Source organism: Kitasatospora sp. NPDC008050, from assembly GCF_042957465.1.
GTDB lineage: Bacteria > Actinomycetota > Actinomycetes > Streptomycetales > Streptomycetaceae > Kitasatospora.
In genome coordinates, this window is sequence record NZ_JBIBIJ010000012.1 from 130,901 (window position 1) to 146,829 (window position 15,929).

A 15,929-nucleotide genomic window follows, 5' to 3' on the forward strand; every position below is an offset into this window, starting at 1 on the left:
AGTACACTGGTCTAGACCACTACATACACGCTTTCGGACGGTTGGTCAAGATGGAGATTGTGATCGTTCCCGACGCTGCCGCCGGCGGCGAGTTGATCGCCTCGGCGATCGCGGAGCTGCTCACCGGCAAGCCCGACGCGCTGGTCGGCGTGGCCACCGGGTCGACGCCGCTGCCGATCTACCAGGCGCTGGCCGCCAAGGTGCGGGCCGGAGCACTGGACGTCTCGCGGGCCCGGATCTGCCAGCTCGACGAGTACGTCGGCCTGCCCCAGGGGCACCCGGAGTCCTACCGCTCGGTCGTGCTGCGTGAGGTGCTGGAGCCGCTGGGCATCGCCGAGAGCGCCTTCCTGGGCCCCGACGGCTCCGCCGCCGACATCGCGGCCGCGGCCACCGCCTACGACCACGCGCTGGCCGAAGCGGGCGGCGTGGACCTGCAGCTGCTCGGCATCGGCACCGACGGGCACATCGGCTTCAACGAGCCGTGCTCCTCGCTGGCCTCGCGGACCCGGATCAAGACGCTGACCGAGCAGACCCGGGTGGACAACGCCCGCTTCTTCGACAGCATCGACCAGGTGCCGCACCACGTGATCACCCAGGGCATCGGCACCATCCTGGAGGCCCGCCACCTGGTACTGCTGGCCACCGGCGAGGCCAAGGCCGAAGCCGTCGCGCAGGCGGTCGAGGGTCCGCTCTCCGCGTTCGTGCCCGCCTCCGCCCTGCAGCTGCACCCGCACGCGACGGTCGTGGTGGACGAGGCGGCCGCCTCCCGGCTCAAGCTGGCCGACTACTTCCGCGCCACCTACGCCGCCAAGCCGGACTGGCAGTCGCTCTGACCCGCACGGCGCGCCACGCGCCGGTCGTCTGAAACGCGCCCACCGACCGCCGGTCCGATGGCCCACTCGCCTGCCAGGGCGAGGGCCACGGGCCGGCGGTCGGTCGGCGTTGTGGCCGCCGTCGCTCCCCGGTCCGGGCCGCCGGACCTCACGTTGTCCCACACCTCACTTCACGTAACACCAGCCACGTGCGTCAGCCTTTCGCCGCCCGCACCAGCGTTCCGCCGGCCTCGGTCCACTGGTAGAGCACCGAGCGCCCGGCCCGGCGCCGGGCCACCAGACCGGCGTCCAGCAGCACCCGCAGATGCCGCCCCACCGAGCCGAGCCCCTGGCCGGTCAGCGCGACCAGCTGGGTGGTGCTCTTCGGCGCCTCCAGCAGCACCAGCACCCCCGCCCGCCCCGGGCCGAGCAGCCTGCCCAGCGCCTGCGGCACCGGCGCCCGGTCGGCCTCGGCGAGCGCACCCGAGCACGGGTACACCACCGCGTAGTGGTGCGCCGCGTCCGACGGCGCGTGCCAGCTGAGCCAGCTCTGGCTCAGCGTCACGGGCACGAACAGCAGCTGCGCGCCGACGAGTTCGCGCGGCGGGTACTCCTGGCCACTGATCTGCAGCCGGTCCTCGCCGAGCCAGCGCAGCGCGGGACGCAGGCCCGCGAGCGCCGCCACCCAGCCGCCCTGGCCCAGCCGCGCGGTCCGGGCCAGGATGTCCGCCTCGATGATCCGCCGCCTTCGCGGCCAGCCGGGCAGCACCGTCCGCGTCCAGACCCATGCCAGCAGGTCGGCGGCGCGCCGCGGCAGGTCCGGGCGGTCCAGCTGGGTGGGCAGCGGACCGCCCCAGGAGACGGCGAGGTCGGCACGGGCGGTGTCCGGCGGCGTGGCGCGGACCCGGTCCAACTCCCGCTCGAAGCCGGGCTCGTCGGTCCCGGTGGGCGTGGGGGTGAGGAACTCGGCGTTCCAGGCACGGCCCAGCCCGACCCGGACCAGCTGTGCCGTCACCGGGTCGGCGGCCTGCCGCTCGCGGTAGGCGGGCAGGTGCTCGGCCAGCCAGCGGCGCTCGCCCGGGTGGGCCGCGGCTGCGCGCTCCAGGGTCTTCAGAGCGGCGATCGTCTCGGCCAGCGGCGAGATCGCGAACCGGCCGCGCGCGAGGGTGTCGGCGTCGACCTGCCACCAGCCCATGCCGTTCCCTCCCGTTCCGTTCCCTACCGTTGCGTTCCATCCCCGCGACCGGTTCAGAGCTTTCGCCGGACCGCGAAACTCTAACCGCCGGCGAAGATCACGCCGAGCCTTGGCCCATGCGTACCTACCAGGAGCTCTTCCGTGCCCCGGAGTTCACTCCGCTCTTCCTGGCCGCCTCCGGCCAGGTGGCCGCCCAGAGTGTCGCCGGCCTCGCGCTCGGCAGTCAGGTCTACGCGAGCACCGGTTCCCCGCTGCTCGCCGCGCTCGCCATGTTCGGTCCGGCGCTGGCCCAACTGCTGGGCGCGGCCACCCTGTTGTCCGCCGCCGACCGGATGCCGCCACGCGCCGCGCTGACCGGCCTGTCGCTGCTCTTCGCGCTCGGCACCGCCGTGCAGGCGCTGCCCCGGCTGCCCGGCTGGGTGGTGTTCGCGGTGCTGTTCGTCCAGGGGGCACTAGGCTCGCTGGGTGGCGGCGTCCGCTACGGGCTGCTCAACGAGCTGCTACCGAGCGCGGGTTACCTGCTCGGCCGGTCGACACTCAACACGGCGGCCGGACTGGTGCAGATCGGTGCCTTCGCGCTGGGCGGCACTCTGGTGGACACCATGGGCCCGCGCGGCACCCTGCTGGCGGGCGCGGTGCTCCACCTAGGCTCGGCGGGCGTCGCACGGCTCGGCCTCACCCGGCGGGCCGCCCGGGATTCGCACCGACCGTCGGCCGGCCGGACCTGGCGGACCAACGCCCGGCTCTGGTCGGCCGGGCCGCGCCGGTGGGTCCTTCTCGCGCTCTGGGTGCCGAACGGGCTGATCGTGGGCTGCGAGTCGCTCTACCTCCCGTACGCGCCACGGCAGGCGGGGCTGCTCTTCGCCTGCGGCGCGCTGGGCATGCTGCTCGGGGACACCCTGACGGGCCGGTTCGTCCCGGCCCGGTGGCGGCAGCGGCTGGGCGTTCCGCTCTGCCTGCTGCTCGCCGCGCCGTTCCTGGTCTTCGCCCTGCGCCCGGCGCTGCCGATCGCGGCGGCCGCCGTCACCCTGGCGACCGTCGGCTACGCCTCCGGGCTGCCGTTCCAGGAGCGCCTCCTGGCACTGACACCACCGGAGTTGGCCGGCCACGCCCTCGGACTGCACGCCTCGGGCATGCTCGCGCTGCAGGGCGTGAGCGCCGCCCTGGCCGGGGCGGTGGCCGAACACTGCTCCCCCGGGACCGCGATGGCACTGCTGGCGGGAGCCTCGCTGGCGGTGACCCTGGCACTGGCACCGGGGCTGCGCACACCAGCAACCCTCACCACACAGTGAATTGACGATCCATCAGACAGTTCGGACGGGAATCGGCAGCTGCCCCCGGTCCCGGGCGGGACAGGGGGCAGCCGTCAGGCATCGGCCGAGCGGGCCGCAGTCACCGACCGGTCAGATGCTCAGCACCTGGCCGGGCAGGATGACATCGGGGTTGGCGCCGATGGTCTGCGCGTTCTGCGCGTAGAGCTTGGCCACGCTGGTGCCGTGCGCGGCGGCGATCGCGCTCAGGGTGTCGCCGCTCTTGACGGTGTAGCCGGCGGCGGCACGCTGCGCCGGAGCCTGCTTCCGACTGTCCTGCTGGCTCTGCTTCGGCGCCTGCTGCGGCGCCTGCTTCTGGTCCTGCTGGGCCTGCTTCGGCGCCCGCTCGGCCGGCGCGCCCTGCGGCGCGGGAGCCGGGGTAGCGGCAGCCGGGGCGGTCGGGGCCGGGGTGGTCGGAGCCGGGGTGGTCGGAGCCGGAGTGCTGTTGCCGGTGCCGCGCGGGCTACCGGTGTCGACCTGCGCCGGGGCGCCGCCCGCCGTCAGGCCCGCCTTGGCCGAGCAGACCGGCCAGGCGCCCGGCCCCTGGTCGGCCAGCACCTTCTCGGCCACCGCGATCTGCTGGGCCTGGGTGGCCTGCGCCGCGGTCGCCGCGTACTGCGTGCCGCCGTACGCCGCCCAGGTGCTCGGCGTGAACTGCAGGCCGCCCGAGAAGCCGTTGCCGGAGTTGATGTTCCAGTTGCCGGTGCTCTCGCACTGCGCGACCGCGTTCCAGGTCGAGGCCGACGCGGCCGAAGCCGTCGTCGCCGTCACGAGGCCCGCCACCGGCAGAACGGCGACCGCCCCGCCCAGAACGGCCAGCCGGACGCGGTTGCGCTTGGCGGCCTTGACAGCAGTGGTGACGGTGTTCTCGTTACGGAAAGTCAAAGGATCTCCCTTGTCGCAGGACCCGGACCGGGCCGCACGGAACCACGCCCCCACGGACACGTCACGGGAAAGGTTCCGGCGCCCTGACCCACCCCCCGTTCTCGGGGCTCGGTGGTGCCGGGCGGTGCTCGCTGCACCGAGAACGAAGTTAGGCAACCCCCTGCTCGTTCTCAACCGCTTGGCGAACGCCCAGGCCAGCCCCCGTTACCCCCGGTAATCCGAGGCTCAAATCGGTCTTAAAGCACTGAAAACCAGGCAAAACACCACCATCACCTCCACCTCGCAGTGACGCACACCACCTGCCGAGCCTCCCGCACGATCGGCACCGTGCGAGCGCGCCACCACGCTCCGTCACAAATCCGCCCCGCAGTGGCCCCCGACACACCCCACCGCCACCGGCCCCGAAACCCCTGCCGCCGTCCGGGCTAACCACACCCGTTCCCCCGCGCTGCGCCGGGCGCCGGGCCACCCGCCGGGCCCAGCATGGAGCCCGACCCGCCGACCGTCCCCGACCCTCCGTCATCGTCCACAGCGAACGCGCGGGACGGGGGCACCGGTCGAGCCGACCAACCACCAGGAGGACGGATGACCGTCGTGGAGGAGCCGGAGCGGCCGGCGCCGGAGCTCGCCCCCGACACGGCGACCCGGGTGCGGCGCGGCAGCACCGTGCTGGGCTGGCTGACCACCACCGACCACAAGCTGATCGGCACCCTCTACCTGGCCACCTCCTTCGGCTTCTTCCTGGTCGGCGGCGTGCTCGCGATGGTGATGCGGGCCGAACTGGCCAGGCCCGGCATGCAGGTGGTCACCAACGAGCAGTACAACCAGCTCTTCACCATGCACGGCACGATCATGCTGCTGCTCTTCGCGACCCCGACCTTCACCGGCTTCGCCAACTGGATCATGCCGTTGCAGATCGGCTCGCCCGACGTCGCCTTCCCCCGGCTGAACGCCTTCACCTACTGGGTGTTCCTGTTCGGCGGCCTGATCGTGCTGAGCGGCTTCTTCACCGCGGACGGCGCCGCCGCCTTCGGCTGGTTCGCCTACGCCCCGCTGAACGACGCCGTCCACTCACCGGGCACCGGCGGAGACCTGTGGGCGGCCGGGCTGGCGGTGGCGGGCCTGAGCACCATCTTCGGCGCGGTCAACTTCATCACCACGATCGCTTGCCTGCGCGCCCCGGGGATGACGCTCTTCCGGATGCCCATCTTCACCTGGAACGTGCTCTTCACCTCGATCCTGGCGCTCTTCGCCTTCCCCGTGCTGACCGCCGCGCTGCTGGTGCTGCTGGCCGACCGCCGGCTGGGGGCACACGCCTTCGATGCGGCCAGCGGCGGCGCCCTGCTCTGGCAGCACCTGTTCTGGTTCTTCGGACACCCTGAGGTCTACATCGTCGCGCTGCCGTTCTTCGGGATCGTCAGCGAGATCCTGCCGGTCTTCAGCCGCAAGCCGATCTTCGGCTACCTCGGGCTGGTCGGGGCGACCATCGCGATCACCGGGCTGTCGGCGGTGGTCTGGGCCCACCACATGTTCGCCACCGGGCAGGTGCTGCTGCCGTTCTTCTCGCTCACCTCGTTCCTGATCGCGGTACCGACCGGCGTGAAGTTCTTCAACTGGATCGGCACCATGTGGGGCGGCTCGCTCTCCTTCGAGACGCCGATGCTGTGGGCGATCGGCTTCCTGGTCACCTTCCTGTTCGGCGGCCTGTCCGGGGTGCTGCTGGCCGCGCCGCCGATCGACTTCCACGTCACCGACTCCTACTTCGTGGTGGCCCACATGCACTACGTGCTGTTCGGCACCGTGGTGTTCGCGACCTTCGGCGGCTTCTACTTCTGGTGGCCGAAGTTCACCGGCCGCCGGCTGGACGAGCGGCTGGGCCGGGTCCACTTCGTCCTGTTGTTCGTCGGCTTCCACCTGACCTTCCTGGTCCAGCACTGGCTGGGCGCCGAGGGCATGCCCCGCCGGTACGCCGACTACCTGCCCGCGGACGGCTTCACCACCCTCAACACCATCTCCAGCGCCGGGGCGTTCCTGCTCGGCCTGTCCACGCTGCCGTTCCTCTACAACGTCTGGCACACCACCAAGTACGCCCGCCCGGTGGGCGTCGACGACCCCTGGGGGTGGGGCCGGTCGCTGGAGTGGGCCACCTCCTGCCCGCCACCGCGCCACAACTTCCGCGCGCTGCCCCGGATCCGCTCCGACAGCCCTGCCTTCGACATCAACCACCCGCGCAGCGAGGCCGAGGACACCGACCTGCTCACCAGGGACCCGGCACCCACCACCCCGGGTGCGGCCGGACCGGCGGGTGAGCGATGAGGTTCGAGGCCTTCCTCTTCGCCGGTGTCGCGCTCTTCTTCGCCGTGATGGGCGGCATCTACGACTGGTTCGCCAAGGAGCCCGCTGGCAAGGCCGCGCTCGCCATCGCCTTCCTGATGTCCGCGCTGATCTCCGCCTTCTTCTTCATCCAGCACCGCCGCCGCGGCCCGCGCGCCCAGGACCGCCGCGAGGTCCCGGTGGCGGAGACGGCCGGCCCGCTGGACTTCTTCGCGCCGCACAGCTGGTACCCGCCGATCACGGCCGCCGGGGCCGCGGTGATCGCACTCGGCATGACCTTCGGGGTCTGGCTGATGCTGATCGGCGCCGGGATCACCGCCGGTGGCGTCGCCGGCTTCGTCTTCCAGTACGGGAACCGCGGCGAGTAGCTAGCTAGCGCGGGCAGCGGCTCAGGCCGGCGCCGACGCCACGACGACGGCCAGCGCGTCCGCGTGCTGCGAGACCGCGCTGATCCGGTCCGGCGCCCGGGTCAGTTCGAGCGTGTCCGGGCCGGCGAAGGCGGCGGTGTCCAGCCGGAAGCTGTCGGGGGCGCCGAGCTTCATGGCCCGCAGCCGCCACGGCCCCGCGGGGTCCTCGGCCGGCCGGGGCGGCAGCGCAAAGTGCAGCAGGGCCGAGGCCTCTTGCGGCTCCCCGTACTGGAGGTGCGGGGCGGTGTACCGGGCCAGGCGCAGCTCCACCGGCGGGAGTTGCCCACCGGGCCACGGGCGGGCCGCCGGGGCAGGCGGCGGTGACGGGTAACTGAGGCTCGCGGCCCAGGCTTTGGTCGCCGGGTAGACGTCCGAGCAGCCCTCGTCCACCACTTGGGCGAGCCACGGGGCATGGACCGACCCACTGCGCCGGACCCAGCCCTCGACCAGCTCACGGAAGGCCGCCTCACGCCGCGCCGCCCCACGGCGTGCACCCGCGCCGAGCACGGCCTCGCCGGCTCCCGCGAAGACCTCGCAGAGCGCCGCGACCGGCCTCCGGTCGGCCCACCCGCCGTACCGCACGCCACGGATCTCCAGCATCGCGTGGCGCAGCACGGACGCGGCGACCCGCGCCGCGCCACCCACCTCCCCCCGAGGCCGTCGGTCCTCGGCGCGGCGATCGGAGTCCGGACGACGCGGCGGGGTGCGTGCGTCGGCGGCCCGGCCTGCGGCGGACAACTCCCAGCACCGGTCGTCCAGATAGCAGGTGGCCTCGGCGGCGCGGAGCGAGCCGGAGCCGCCGAGGCCGATCACCACCCCGTCCGGGCCGGTGCCGACGGTGATCCCGCCCGCATCCCGGGAGTCGAACTCCACAGCGCTGACATCCGCCAGCCACCACCGCAGCTCGGCGGGTGGCGCCGCCTCCCGCTCGGTCGGGTAGCGGCGCTCGACGGTCAGGTCCAGGTAGCCGGTCAGCTCGCGGCCGGCCCGCTCCACCAGCAGTGACACGACGCGCGCCATGGCCAGGTCGTAGTCGACGGCCAGCCCGCGCACGAACTCGGCCGTCACCGGCTCCATCGTGGGCATCACCACCCCGCGATAGTCCCGGCTGTGGTGGGGCTTCGGCAGCTGCGGCGGCAGCACCGCCTCCACCGCGTGCCCGGCGGCGGCCGCCTGCTCCACCACCCAGCTCCGCCGCTTCGTCCCGAACTCGGCCATCCAGGCCAGCGCGGCGCGGGCCCGCCGCTCGCGCCCCCAGGCGGTGCGGGCGGTCGCCGCGCGGAAGAGCGGGAAGGTGTTGTTGTCCCACACGTCCGAGACGGCGCGAATGGTCTCGCGGTCATAGGTCCGGGCATCGGCGGCCGCCTCGGCGATCTGCGCCAGCGAGCGGTCCAGCAGCGCCCCGAGCACCGGCAGCGCTGCGGTCCTGCGGTTCGGCACGGTGTATCCCCCAAGATCCTCATGACCGGCAATGACGAAGAATACGGCCATGGACGCGTCCACTCTTTTGCGGCAGGCCGGCGAACTCCTGCCCGAGGACGCCCGAGGACGCCCGAGCGGCCGACGGCGGTAGGCCGCAGGGCGTCCGGGACTGCCGGCGGCGGCAGGACCGGGAGTTCGCACTGGATCTGCTGCCGGCCATCGGCGACACCCAGCCGCTGCCCCCGCGCTTCTGGTCGTTGCTGGCGCAGGCCGCCCGGCAGCTGTCGCTCGCCACCACCGTCCGCTGGTGCGACTGGCGTGCCGGGGAGGCACGACGCGGTGGCCTCCGGGCCGAGCTGACGCTCGCGCCCGAAACCGACGTGGTCCATCGCGCGCCTGTGGGTGGAGGGCCGGCCACTGCTCGCACCGGGTGTGTCGGCCACCGTGCGGCCGGCGCCGCTCACGCCTGAGCACTGGCGGCACCTCGCGCCCGGTGACCCGCTCACCCTGCACGAGGGCCGGCCGGCCGCGGGCACGGCCACCGTCATCGAGTTCATCCAGGCGGTACCCGACTCTGCTTCCCTCAGCTACTTCTGATGCATCATCAGCTCATCGACCGCGCCCGGCGGGCCACCCCGGGCCCGCGGCGCCTGCCGTGGTCTGATGGCCGGATGGACTGCATCTTCTGTGCCTTCCTGGCGGACCCGGCACCGCCCGTCCACACGGTCCTGCGGGACGAGGTGGCCCTGGCCTTCCTGGACCACCGGCCGCTCTTCCCCGGCCACCTGCTGGTGGTGCCCGTCCGACACGTCCAGACGCTGTCCGAGCTGCCCGTCGAGCTGGTCGGCCCGTTCTTCGAGCGGGTGCGGCGTCTCACCGGGGCCACCGAGCGGGCGATGGCGGCCAAGGGCTCGTTCGTCGCGATGAACAACCGGGTCAGCCAGTCCGTCCCGCACCTGCACGTGCACGTGGTGCCGCGCAATCCGAAGGACGGACTGCGCGGCTTCTTCTGGCCCCGGCGCCGGTACGTGGACGAGGTCGAGGCGGGCCGGACCGCCGACCTGCTGCGAGCGGCGCTCGCTGAGCCGATCGAGTGAATTGACGCCCGCTCAGGAATACGGCGATCGCGCGGAGCACTGTCATCGGCATGGCTACTCTTGGACTGATCGGCAGTGGACACATCGGCGGCACCCTGGCCCGGCTCGCGGTGAACGCCGGCCTCGATGTGGTGCTCAGCAACTCACGCGGCCCCGAGACCCTTGCGGATCTCGTCACAGAGCTGGGCCCGCGCGCTCGCGCCGCCACCCCGGCCGAGGCGGCCGCGACCGGCGAGTGGGTGGTGGTGACCATCCCCCTGAAGAACGCCTTCGAGCTCGACGCCGCCCCGCTGGCCGGCCGGCTGGTGCTCGACACCGGCAACTACTACCCCGAGCGCGACGGCCACTTCGCCGAACTCGACTCCGGCGAGTTCACCAGCAGCGAGTTGGTCCAGCGCCACCTGGCCGGCGCGCAGCTCGTCAAGGTGTTCAACAACATCTACTTCGGCCACCTGCTGGACCTGGCCCGCCCCAGCGGCGCCCCCGACCGCTCCGCGCTCCCGATCGCGGGGGACGACGCCACGGCCAAGCAGCGGGTCACCGCCCTGCTCGACACCCTCGGCTACCTCACGGTGGACGCCGGGCCGCTCGGTGAGAGCTGGCGCTTCCAGCCCGGCACCCCCGCCTACGGTCTGCCGTACCTGAAGGACCAGCACGCCCGTCTCGACCAGGACCCGGGCCGCCCCGCCGGCCCCGCCGCCATCCAGGAGGCCCTCGCGGCCGCCACCCGCTGACCGCCGCCACCCGCTGCTCACCGACGGGCCGGGGCCGACCGGCCCTGGCCCGAGGCCTCAGCGGCGCTCCTTGGCGAACTGCGTGACCAGCGCGTCATTGAAGAGCGGCAGGTCCTCCGGCCCGCGGCTGGTGATCAGGGTGTTCGGGCCCGCAGTGCAGAGTCGCATCTCCTCGTCCACCCAGTGGGCACCGGCGTTCAGCAGGTCGGTGCGCAGGCTGGGCCAGGAGGTCAGCGTCCGCCCGCGGACGACCTCGGCCTCGATCAGCAGCCAGGGCGCGTGGCAGATCGCCGCGACCGGCTTGCCCGCTGCGAAGAAGGCCTGGACGAGCGCCACCGCGGCGGGCTCGACCCGCAGCAGATCGGGGTTGGCCACCCCACCCGGCAGCACCAGCGCGGCATAGCCGGCGTCGCCGGCCTCCGCCTCGCCGCCCTTGCCGTGCCGGTGCCCGCCGTGTCCGCGCTTGCCCTGCTCGCCCTTGCCCTGCTCGCCCTCGCCACGGTCACCACCGTCACCCTCACGATGCCCGTCGGCGCCTTCACCCTCGCCGCTACCGCCCTCGCTGTCCTCGCCCTCACCCTCCCCCTCACCCTCGCCCGGCCCCTCCTCCCCTTCACCCTCGTCACGCGCCGCCACCACCACGTCGACCCCGAAGGTGTCCGCGCGTTCCAGGTGCCGGTAGGCCTGGACCCGGCCGGGCCGGGTGGAGAGCAGCCGCGGCGTTCCGCCGGCCTCCAGGACCGCCTGCCACGGCTCGGTGAGTTCGACCTGTTCCACCCCTTCGGGAGCGGTCAGGAAGGCAATGGTGAGCCCCTGCAGAGTGATCACGTGCTCCAACCTCCTCGGCCACCCCGTCAGCCCCCGCCGGTCAGCGACCCCGCGTGCCATCCTCCCCCGGCACCACCCGGGGCGCTCCGAGAGCGAAGTCCCGCTCACCCGAACGGCCGCGCTCGGGCCGGCCCCGGACTGGGGATGCCTGCTGCACGCCCTCCGCCCGGGTCCCGGTCCGGCCCCCGCCGCCGGGCGGGGTCCGCCGGGCCGTACCAGCCGCCGTGCCGCCCTGCCGCGTCACCGGCCTTCGCCCGTCACCGCCGCTGTCAAAGGAGTTAGCGATGAAGAGTGCCGACCTGCTGGCCGATGCCCTCGACCGGGTCAAGGAGGCCGTCCACGAGGCCGTCCGGGGCCTGGGCCCGAAGCAGTTGTCGGCCCGGCTGGACGAGGAGGCGAACAGCGTGGCCTGGCTGATCTGGCACCTGACCCGGGTGCAGGACGACCACCTGGCCGACCTCGCCGGCACCGAACAGGTCTGGACCGCCGACGGCTGGGCGGCCAAGTTCGACCTGCCGTTCCCCCTGGACGAGACCGGCTACGGTCACAGCGCGGCCCAGGTGGCCGACGTCCAGGTCGCCTCCCGCGCGCTGCTGACCGGCTACTACGACGCCGTGCACCGGCAGACCCTGCGCTTTCTGCGCACCGTGACCGCTGAGGACCTGGACCAGGTGGTGGACGAGTCCTGGAACCCGCCCGTGACGCTCGGCGTGCGGCTGATCAGTGTGGTCACGGAGGACCTCCAGCACGCGGGCCAGGCCGCCTTCATCCACGGCATCCTGCAGCGCCGCGCGCACTGACGACCACAGACGACCTCACACGCCCACGCACCCGGGGAGGCCGCGGCCCGGAGCAGCGGCCTCCCCAGGCCTTGACTGTTCAAGTTAGGAAACTTAACTTATGGACACCTCACGCGCTCCCCCTCCCCCTGGAGCCCCTCTTGTCCGCAACCCTCAGCAGACGGATCGGCCTGTTCCAGGCCGTCGCCATCAACATGAGCCAGATGTGCGGCATCGGGCCGTTCGTCACCATCCCGCTGATGGTCGCCGCGTTCGGCGGCCCGCAGGCGGTGATCGGCTGGCTGGCCGGCGCCGTACTCGCGCTGGTCGACGGCCTGGTGTGGGCCGAGCTCGGCGCCGCGATGCCGGGCTCCGGCGGCAGTTACGGCTACCTTCGCGAGGCGTTCCAGTACCGGACCGGACGACTGATGCCGTTCCTGTTCGTCTGGACCGCGATGCTCTTCATCCCGCTGATCATGTCCACCGGCGTGGTCGGCTTCGTCCAGTATCTCGGCTACCTGTGGCCGGACATGACGAAGAGTCAGGGTGACCTGGTCGGCCTGGCGGTGATCGCCCTGGTCGTCCTGCTGCTCTGGCGCCGGGTGGAGCGCATCGCCAGACTCGCCACCGCGATGTGGGGCGTCATGCTGGCGGCCGTCCTCTCGGTGATCCTCGCCTCCTACACCCACTTCTCGCCGAGCCGCGCCTTCACCTGGCCCGCGCACGCCATCGATGTGACGCACGGCCACTTCTGGCTCGGCTTCGCGGCCGGGCTGACCATCGGCATCTACGACTACCTCGGCTACAACACCACCGCCTACCTCGGCGGCGAGATCAAGAACCCGGGCCGGGTGATGCCGCGCTCGATCATCTACTCGATCCTCGGCATCATGGTCATCTACCTGCTGCTCCAGGTCGGCGTGCTCGGCGCGCTGGACTGGCACGAGATGCTGGACCCGCACTCGATCGCCTCCTCCTCGGTCGCCTCCGCGGTGCTCCAGCAGACCTGGGGCAAGTCGGCCGCCGACGTGGTCACCGTGCTGATCCTGGTGACCGCCTTCGCCTCGGTCCTCACCGGCCTGCTCGGCGGCTCGCGCGTGCCGTACGACGCGGCCCGCGACGGGGTGTTCTTCCGCTCGTACTCCCGCTTGCACCGCAAGCACGAGTTCCCGACCCTGGGCCTGCTCACCATGGGGGCGGTCACCGCGGTCGGCTTCCTGATCGGACGGCACACCGACCTGAACACCCTGATCAACCTGCTCACCACGGTGATGGTGATCGTCCAGTCCTTCGCCCAGGTGCTCGCGGTCACCGTGCTGCGCCGCCGCCAGCCCGATCTCCCCAGGCCCTACCGGATGTGGCGCTACCCGCTGCCCAGCCTGGTCGCGGCCACCGGCTGGCTGGTGATCTACGGCTACGCGGACCGGAACGCCCCCGGTTACCATCCGATCGAGTGGTCGCTGGCCTGGGTGACGGCGGGCGCGGCGGCCTTCCTCGTCTGGTCCGGATTCGAACGGATCTGGCCGTTCGCCCCGGTCGAGATCCGCGAGCAGTTCCGCCTGGCCGACTCGGGCCCGGGCTCCGACTCCGACCCCGACTCCGTTCAGGCAACCGGAGTCTGACCGTACGCCACCTTCCGACCCACCAACCGGCTATCCCACCGCCGCTGTTCGGCGCTCGAACACCTCGGGTCGGGCGCCCAGCAGCGCGGTGGCCAGCGCCCCGCGCAACACCGCCTCGTCACCCAGCATGCTGGCCGCCAACCGTGGCCGCAGCGGGGTGAGCCGGTGCAGCTCGCGCTCCAGCGGATCGATCAGCAGATCGGCGCCATGGCCGAGACCGCCGCCCAGCACCACCAGATCCGGATCGAGCACGGCGGCCACCACCGCGACCGCGAAGGCCAGTTGCTCCGCCTCGCGGAGCACGGCCGCCCGCGCGGCCGGGTCGCCGGCCCGGGCCGCCTCGAAGACCCGCTTGGCCGTCAGCGTCCCGCGCATGCCCAACTCCCGGGCCGAGCGCACCACGGACTCGGCGGCAGCGGTGCCTTCCAGGGTGTGCGCGCCGCCCGCCACCGGCAGCAGTCCGATCTCGCCGGCCGCGCCCCCGGAGCCCGGCTGGAGTTCGCCGCCCACCACCACGCCCATGCCCAGGCCGGTGCCGATCAGCAGGTAGACGAAGACCCGGCTGCCGGCGCCCACCCCGTCCGCGTACTCGCCGAGCGCGGCGAGGTTGGCGTCGTTGTGCACGCTGATCCTGGTCTCCAGGCCCGCCGCGATCCGCTCGAAGAGCCCACGCCGTCCCCAGCCCGGCAGGTTGCCGGCGTACTGGACCCGGCGCTGCGACTCGTCCCACACGCCGGGCGAGCCGATCGCCGCGTGCACCACCTCGGAGGGACGCAGCCCGGCCTCCTCGGTGGTCTCGCGCGCCGCGGCGACCACCGCGTCCGCGACCGCGTCGGCGCTGCGCCCGCGGTTGGGCACATCGCGCCGGGCCACGATCCGCCCGGCCAGGTCGGCCACGGCCACTCGCAGCCAGGCCCGCCCGACATCCACCCCGAGCACATGCCCGGCCTGCGGATCGGGCTCGTAGAGCACCGCCACCCGCCCGCGCTCGGGCGCCAGCAACCCGGCCTCGCGGACCAGGCCGGCCCGGTCCAGCATCGCCAGTGCGGCGGACACGGTGGGTTTGGACAGGCCGGTGTCCCGGGCGAGTTGGGCCCGGGAGGCCGCCCCGCCGGTCCGCAGGTGCTCCAGCAGCAGCCACTCGTTGTTGCTGCGCAGCCGCTGCCGGTTCCAGGGCTGCGCCGCCTGCGGCCCGCCCCGGGATGCGGCACCCGTCGCCGGGCGCGAGTTCATCGATGCCTCCGGGCCGTCGCCGTGCGTTCTCTGCCGCAGCCACTCTATGCAACACGGCTGACCTGCGCGGCGGTCCGGGGGGACCGGTCGTCGCCCCCAGGTGGTGTTCGAGCCGGCGGAGCCGGGGCCGCTCGGCCACCCGCATCCGGCGCGCCCCGGCCCCACTCGGCTGACACGGCGTCAGACTTGCGCGATAGTGGCTGGTCGAGACGGTGATCACCGATCAAGCAGCGGACCGAACCCAGCCCCGAGGAGCGGCACGATGACCGAACCGATCCCCAGCCCCCTGGCCGCCATCGACGAGAACTGGCAGCGCGCGCTGGCGGTGGCCGCCCACCCGGACGACATGGAGTACGGCGCCGCGGCGGCCGTGGCCCGCTGGACGGCCCAGGGCAAGACGGTCGTCTACGCCATGGTCACCAGCGGCGAGGCCGGCATCGACTCGCTCGACCCGGCCGAGTGCGCCCCGCTGCGCGAGGCCGAGCAGATCACCTCGGCCCGGCTGGTCGGCGTCGACACCGTGGAGTTCCTGCGCCATCCGGACGGGGTGGTGGAGTACGGGCTGCCGCTGCGCCGCGACATCGCGCGCCTGGTGCGCCGGCACCGCCCGGAGATCGTGCTGACCACCAACTTCCGGGAGACCTACGGCGGGGTCTTCCCCAACCAGGCCGACCACATCGCCGCCGGGCGGGCCGCCCTGGACGCTGCGCGCGACGCGGGCAACCGCTGGGTCTTCCGCGAGCTGACCGCCGAGGGGCTGGAGCCGTGGAACGGCGTGCGGCAGGTCTGGGCGGCCGGCTCCCCGCTGTCCGGGCACGGCGTCGACACCACCGACCACTTCGAGGCCGGGGTCGCCTCGCTGGAGGCCCACGCGGCGTACCTGGCGGGCCTGGGCGGCCAGATGTCCGATGCCCGCGGTTTCCTGGAGTCGATGGGCCGCGCCACCGGTACCCGACTGGGCACCCGCTTCGCGGCGGCCTTCGAGGTGATCAACCTGCATCCTTGACGCACGCGCCACGCGTGACCGATCGTGCCGGTCCGGTCACTGGCGCACCTTGCGTACCTGGCGAACCGTCAGATCCGGCCGTCACCAAGGCCGTTTGCCGCCGCATCGGCCCCACCGGGTCGGGCCGCCCCCGCCACGCCTGGTGGGCGCGGCCCGGCGGCTGCGGCTAGCATGTGAGCGGTTGTCGGATCGTGGCGGGCGGCAACCGATGCCGCCCCCGGCGCACCGCGCGCGATCCCCACAAGACCCCGACACGAGATCCCGA

General features: G+C 73.1%; 14 protein-coding genes and 2 pseudogenes. 10 read left to right on the forward strand and 6 right to left on the reverse strand.

What is annotated here, in order from left to right:
• The first annotated feature begins 50 nt into the window (after positions 1 to 50).
• Complete coding sequence (nagB, locus tag ACFZB9_RS23760) at positions 51 to 833, forward strand: glucosamine-6-phosphate deaminase (RefSeq protein ID WP_391450189.1); 783 nt, start codon at positions 51 to 53, stop codon at positions 831 to 833.
• Positions 834 to 1,026: 193 nt separating this feature from the next.
• Here the strand turns inward: nagB and ACFZB9_RS23765 are convergent, their stop codons facing one another.
• Entirely contained in the window at positions 1,027 to 2,007 is a 981-nt protein-coding gene (locus ACFZB9_RS23765; RefSeq protein WP_391450190.1) for a winged helix-turn-helix domain-containing protein, read from the reverse strand.
• 116 nt (positions 2,008 to 2,123) lie between these two features.
• Between ACFZB9_RS23765 and ACFZB9_RS23770 the strand changes: the two genes are divergently transcribed.
• Complete coding sequence (locus ACFZB9_RS23770) at positions 2,124 to 3,299, forward strand: MFS transporter (protein WP_391450191.1); 1,176 nt, start codon at positions 2,124 to 2,126, stop codon at positions 3,297 to 3,299.
• 111 nt (positions 3,300 to 3,410) lie between these two features.
• Here ACFZB9_RS23770 and ACFZB9_RS23775 read toward each other — a convergent pair whose 3' ends face one another.
• Positions 3,411 to 4,202 (reverse strand): transglycosylase family protein, encoded by a 792-nt coding sequence (locus ACFZB9_RS23775; RefSeq protein WP_391450193.1) that lies wholly within the window; start codon positions 4,200 to 4,202, stop codon positions 3,411 to 3,413.
• 585 nt (positions 4,203 to 4,787) lie between these two features.
• On the opposite strand from ACFZB9_RS23775, the gene ctaD reads away from it, so the two are divergent.
• Together ctaD and ACFZB9_RS23785 are read left to right on the forward strand one after the other, a co-directional pair.
• Positions 4,788 to 6,518 carry a cytochrome c oxidase subunit I gene (gene ctaD, locus ACFZB9_RS23780; RefSeq protein WP_391450194.1) on the forward strand — a complete coding sequence of 577 codons (1,731 nt, stop codon included), beginning with the start codon at positions 4,788 to 4,790 and terminating at the stop codon, positions 6,516 to 6,518.
• The gene (locus ACFZB9_RS23785) at positions 6,515 to 6,904 is read left to right on the forward strand and encodes a cytochrome c oxidase subunit 4 (RefSeq protein WP_391450195.1); all 390 of its coding nucleotides are present in this window, start codon (positions 6,515 to 6,517) and stop codon (positions 6,902 to 6,904) included. The genes ctaD and ACFZB9_RS23785 overlap by 4 nt, the downstream gene beginning before the upstream one ends.
• A gap of 21 nt (positions 6,905 to 6,925) precedes the next feature.
• Here ACFZB9_RS23785 and ACFZB9_RS23790 read toward each other — a convergent pair whose 3' ends face one another.
• The gene (locus tag ACFZB9_RS23790) at positions 6,926 to 8,383 is read right to left on the reverse strand and encodes a hypothetical protein (RefSeq protein WP_391450197.1); all 1,458 of its coding nucleotides are present in this window, start codon (positions 8,381 to 8,383) and stop codon (positions 6,926 to 6,928) included.
• 414 nt (positions 8,384 to 8,797) lie between these two features.
• Here ACFZB9_RS23790 and ACFZB9_RS23795 point away from each other — a divergent pair, with 414 nt between their 5' ends.
• The 3 genes from ACFZB9_RS23795 (at position 8,798) to ACFZB9_RS23805 (ending at position 10,196) form a co-directional block, all read left to right on the forward strand.
• Positions 8,798 to 8,962: a hypothetical protein gene (locus ACFZB9_RS23795; RefSeq protein WP_391450199.1), complete on the forward strand. Its 165-nt coding sequence runs from the start codon at positions 8,798 to 8,800 to the stop codon at positions 8,960 to 8,962.
• Between the two features lie 74 nt (positions 8,963 to 9,036).
• Positions 9,037 to 9,462: an HIT family protein gene (locus ACFZB9_RS23800; RefSeq protein WP_391450200.1), complete on the forward strand. Its 426-nt coding sequence runs from the start codon at positions 9,037 to 9,039 to the stop codon at positions 9,460 to 9,462.
• Positions 9,463 to 9,512: 50 nt separating this feature from the next.
• Positions 9,513 to 10,196 (forward strand): NADPH-dependent F420 reductase, encoded by a 684-nt coding sequence (locus ACFZB9_RS23805; RefSeq protein ID WP_391450201.1) that lies wholly within the window; start codon positions 9,513 to 9,515, stop codon positions 10,194 to 10,196.
• Between the two features lie 57 nt (positions 10,197 to 10,253).
• Here ACFZB9_RS23805 and ACFZB9_RS23810 read toward each other — a convergent pair.
• Together ACFZB9_RS23810 and ACFZB9_RS23815 are read right to left on the reverse strand one after the other, a co-directional pair.
• Positions 10,254 to 10,601 (reverse strand): annotated as a pseudogene (locus tag ACFZB9_RS23810) (DJ-1/PfpI family protein); the annotation flags it as partial.
• Positions 10,602 to 10,829: 228 nt separating this feature from the next.
• Positions 10,830 to 11,015 (reverse strand): annotated as a pseudogene (locus ACFZB9_RS23815) (protease); the annotation flags it as partial.
• A 293-nt stretch (positions 11,016 to 11,308) separates the two neighbouring features.
• Between ACFZB9_RS23815 and ACFZB9_RS23820 the strand changes: the two are divergent.
• Both ACFZB9_RS23820 and ACFZB9_RS23825 read left to right on the forward strand, forming a co-directional pair.
• Positions 11,309 to 11,824, forward strand: coding sequence for a DUF664 domain-containing protein (locus ACFZB9_RS23820; RefSeq protein WP_391450203.1), 516 nt, complete (start codon positions 11,309 to 11,311; stop codon positions 11,822 to 11,824).
• A gap of 194 nt (positions 11,825 to 12,018) precedes the next feature.
• Positions 12,019 to 13,425 (forward strand): APC family permease, encoded by a 1,407-nt coding sequence (locus tag ACFZB9_RS23825; protein WP_391450372.1) that lies wholly within the window; start codon positions 12,019 to 12,021, stop codon positions 13,423 to 13,425.
• Positions 13,426 to 13,455: 30 nt separating this feature from the next.
• Here the strand turns inward: ACFZB9_RS23825 and ACFZB9_RS23830 are convergent, their stop codons facing one another.
• Positions 13,456 to 14,658 carry an ROK family protein gene (locus ACFZB9_RS23830; protein ID WP_391450205.1) on the reverse strand — a complete coding sequence of 401 codons (1,203 nt, stop codon included), beginning with the start codon at positions 14,656 to 14,658 and terminating at the stop codon, positions 13,456 to 13,458.
• 262 nt (positions 14,659 to 14,920) lie between these two features.
• On the opposite strand from ACFZB9_RS23830, the gene ACFZB9_RS23835 reads away from it, so the two are divergent.
• Positions 14,921 to 15,664 (forward strand): PIG-L deacetylase family protein, encoded by a 744-nt coding sequence (locus ACFZB9_RS23835; RefSeq protein ID WP_391450206.1) that lies wholly within the window; start codon positions 14,921 to 14,923, stop codon positions 15,662 to 15,664.
• Positions 15,665 to 15,929: the final 265 nt, after the last annotated feature.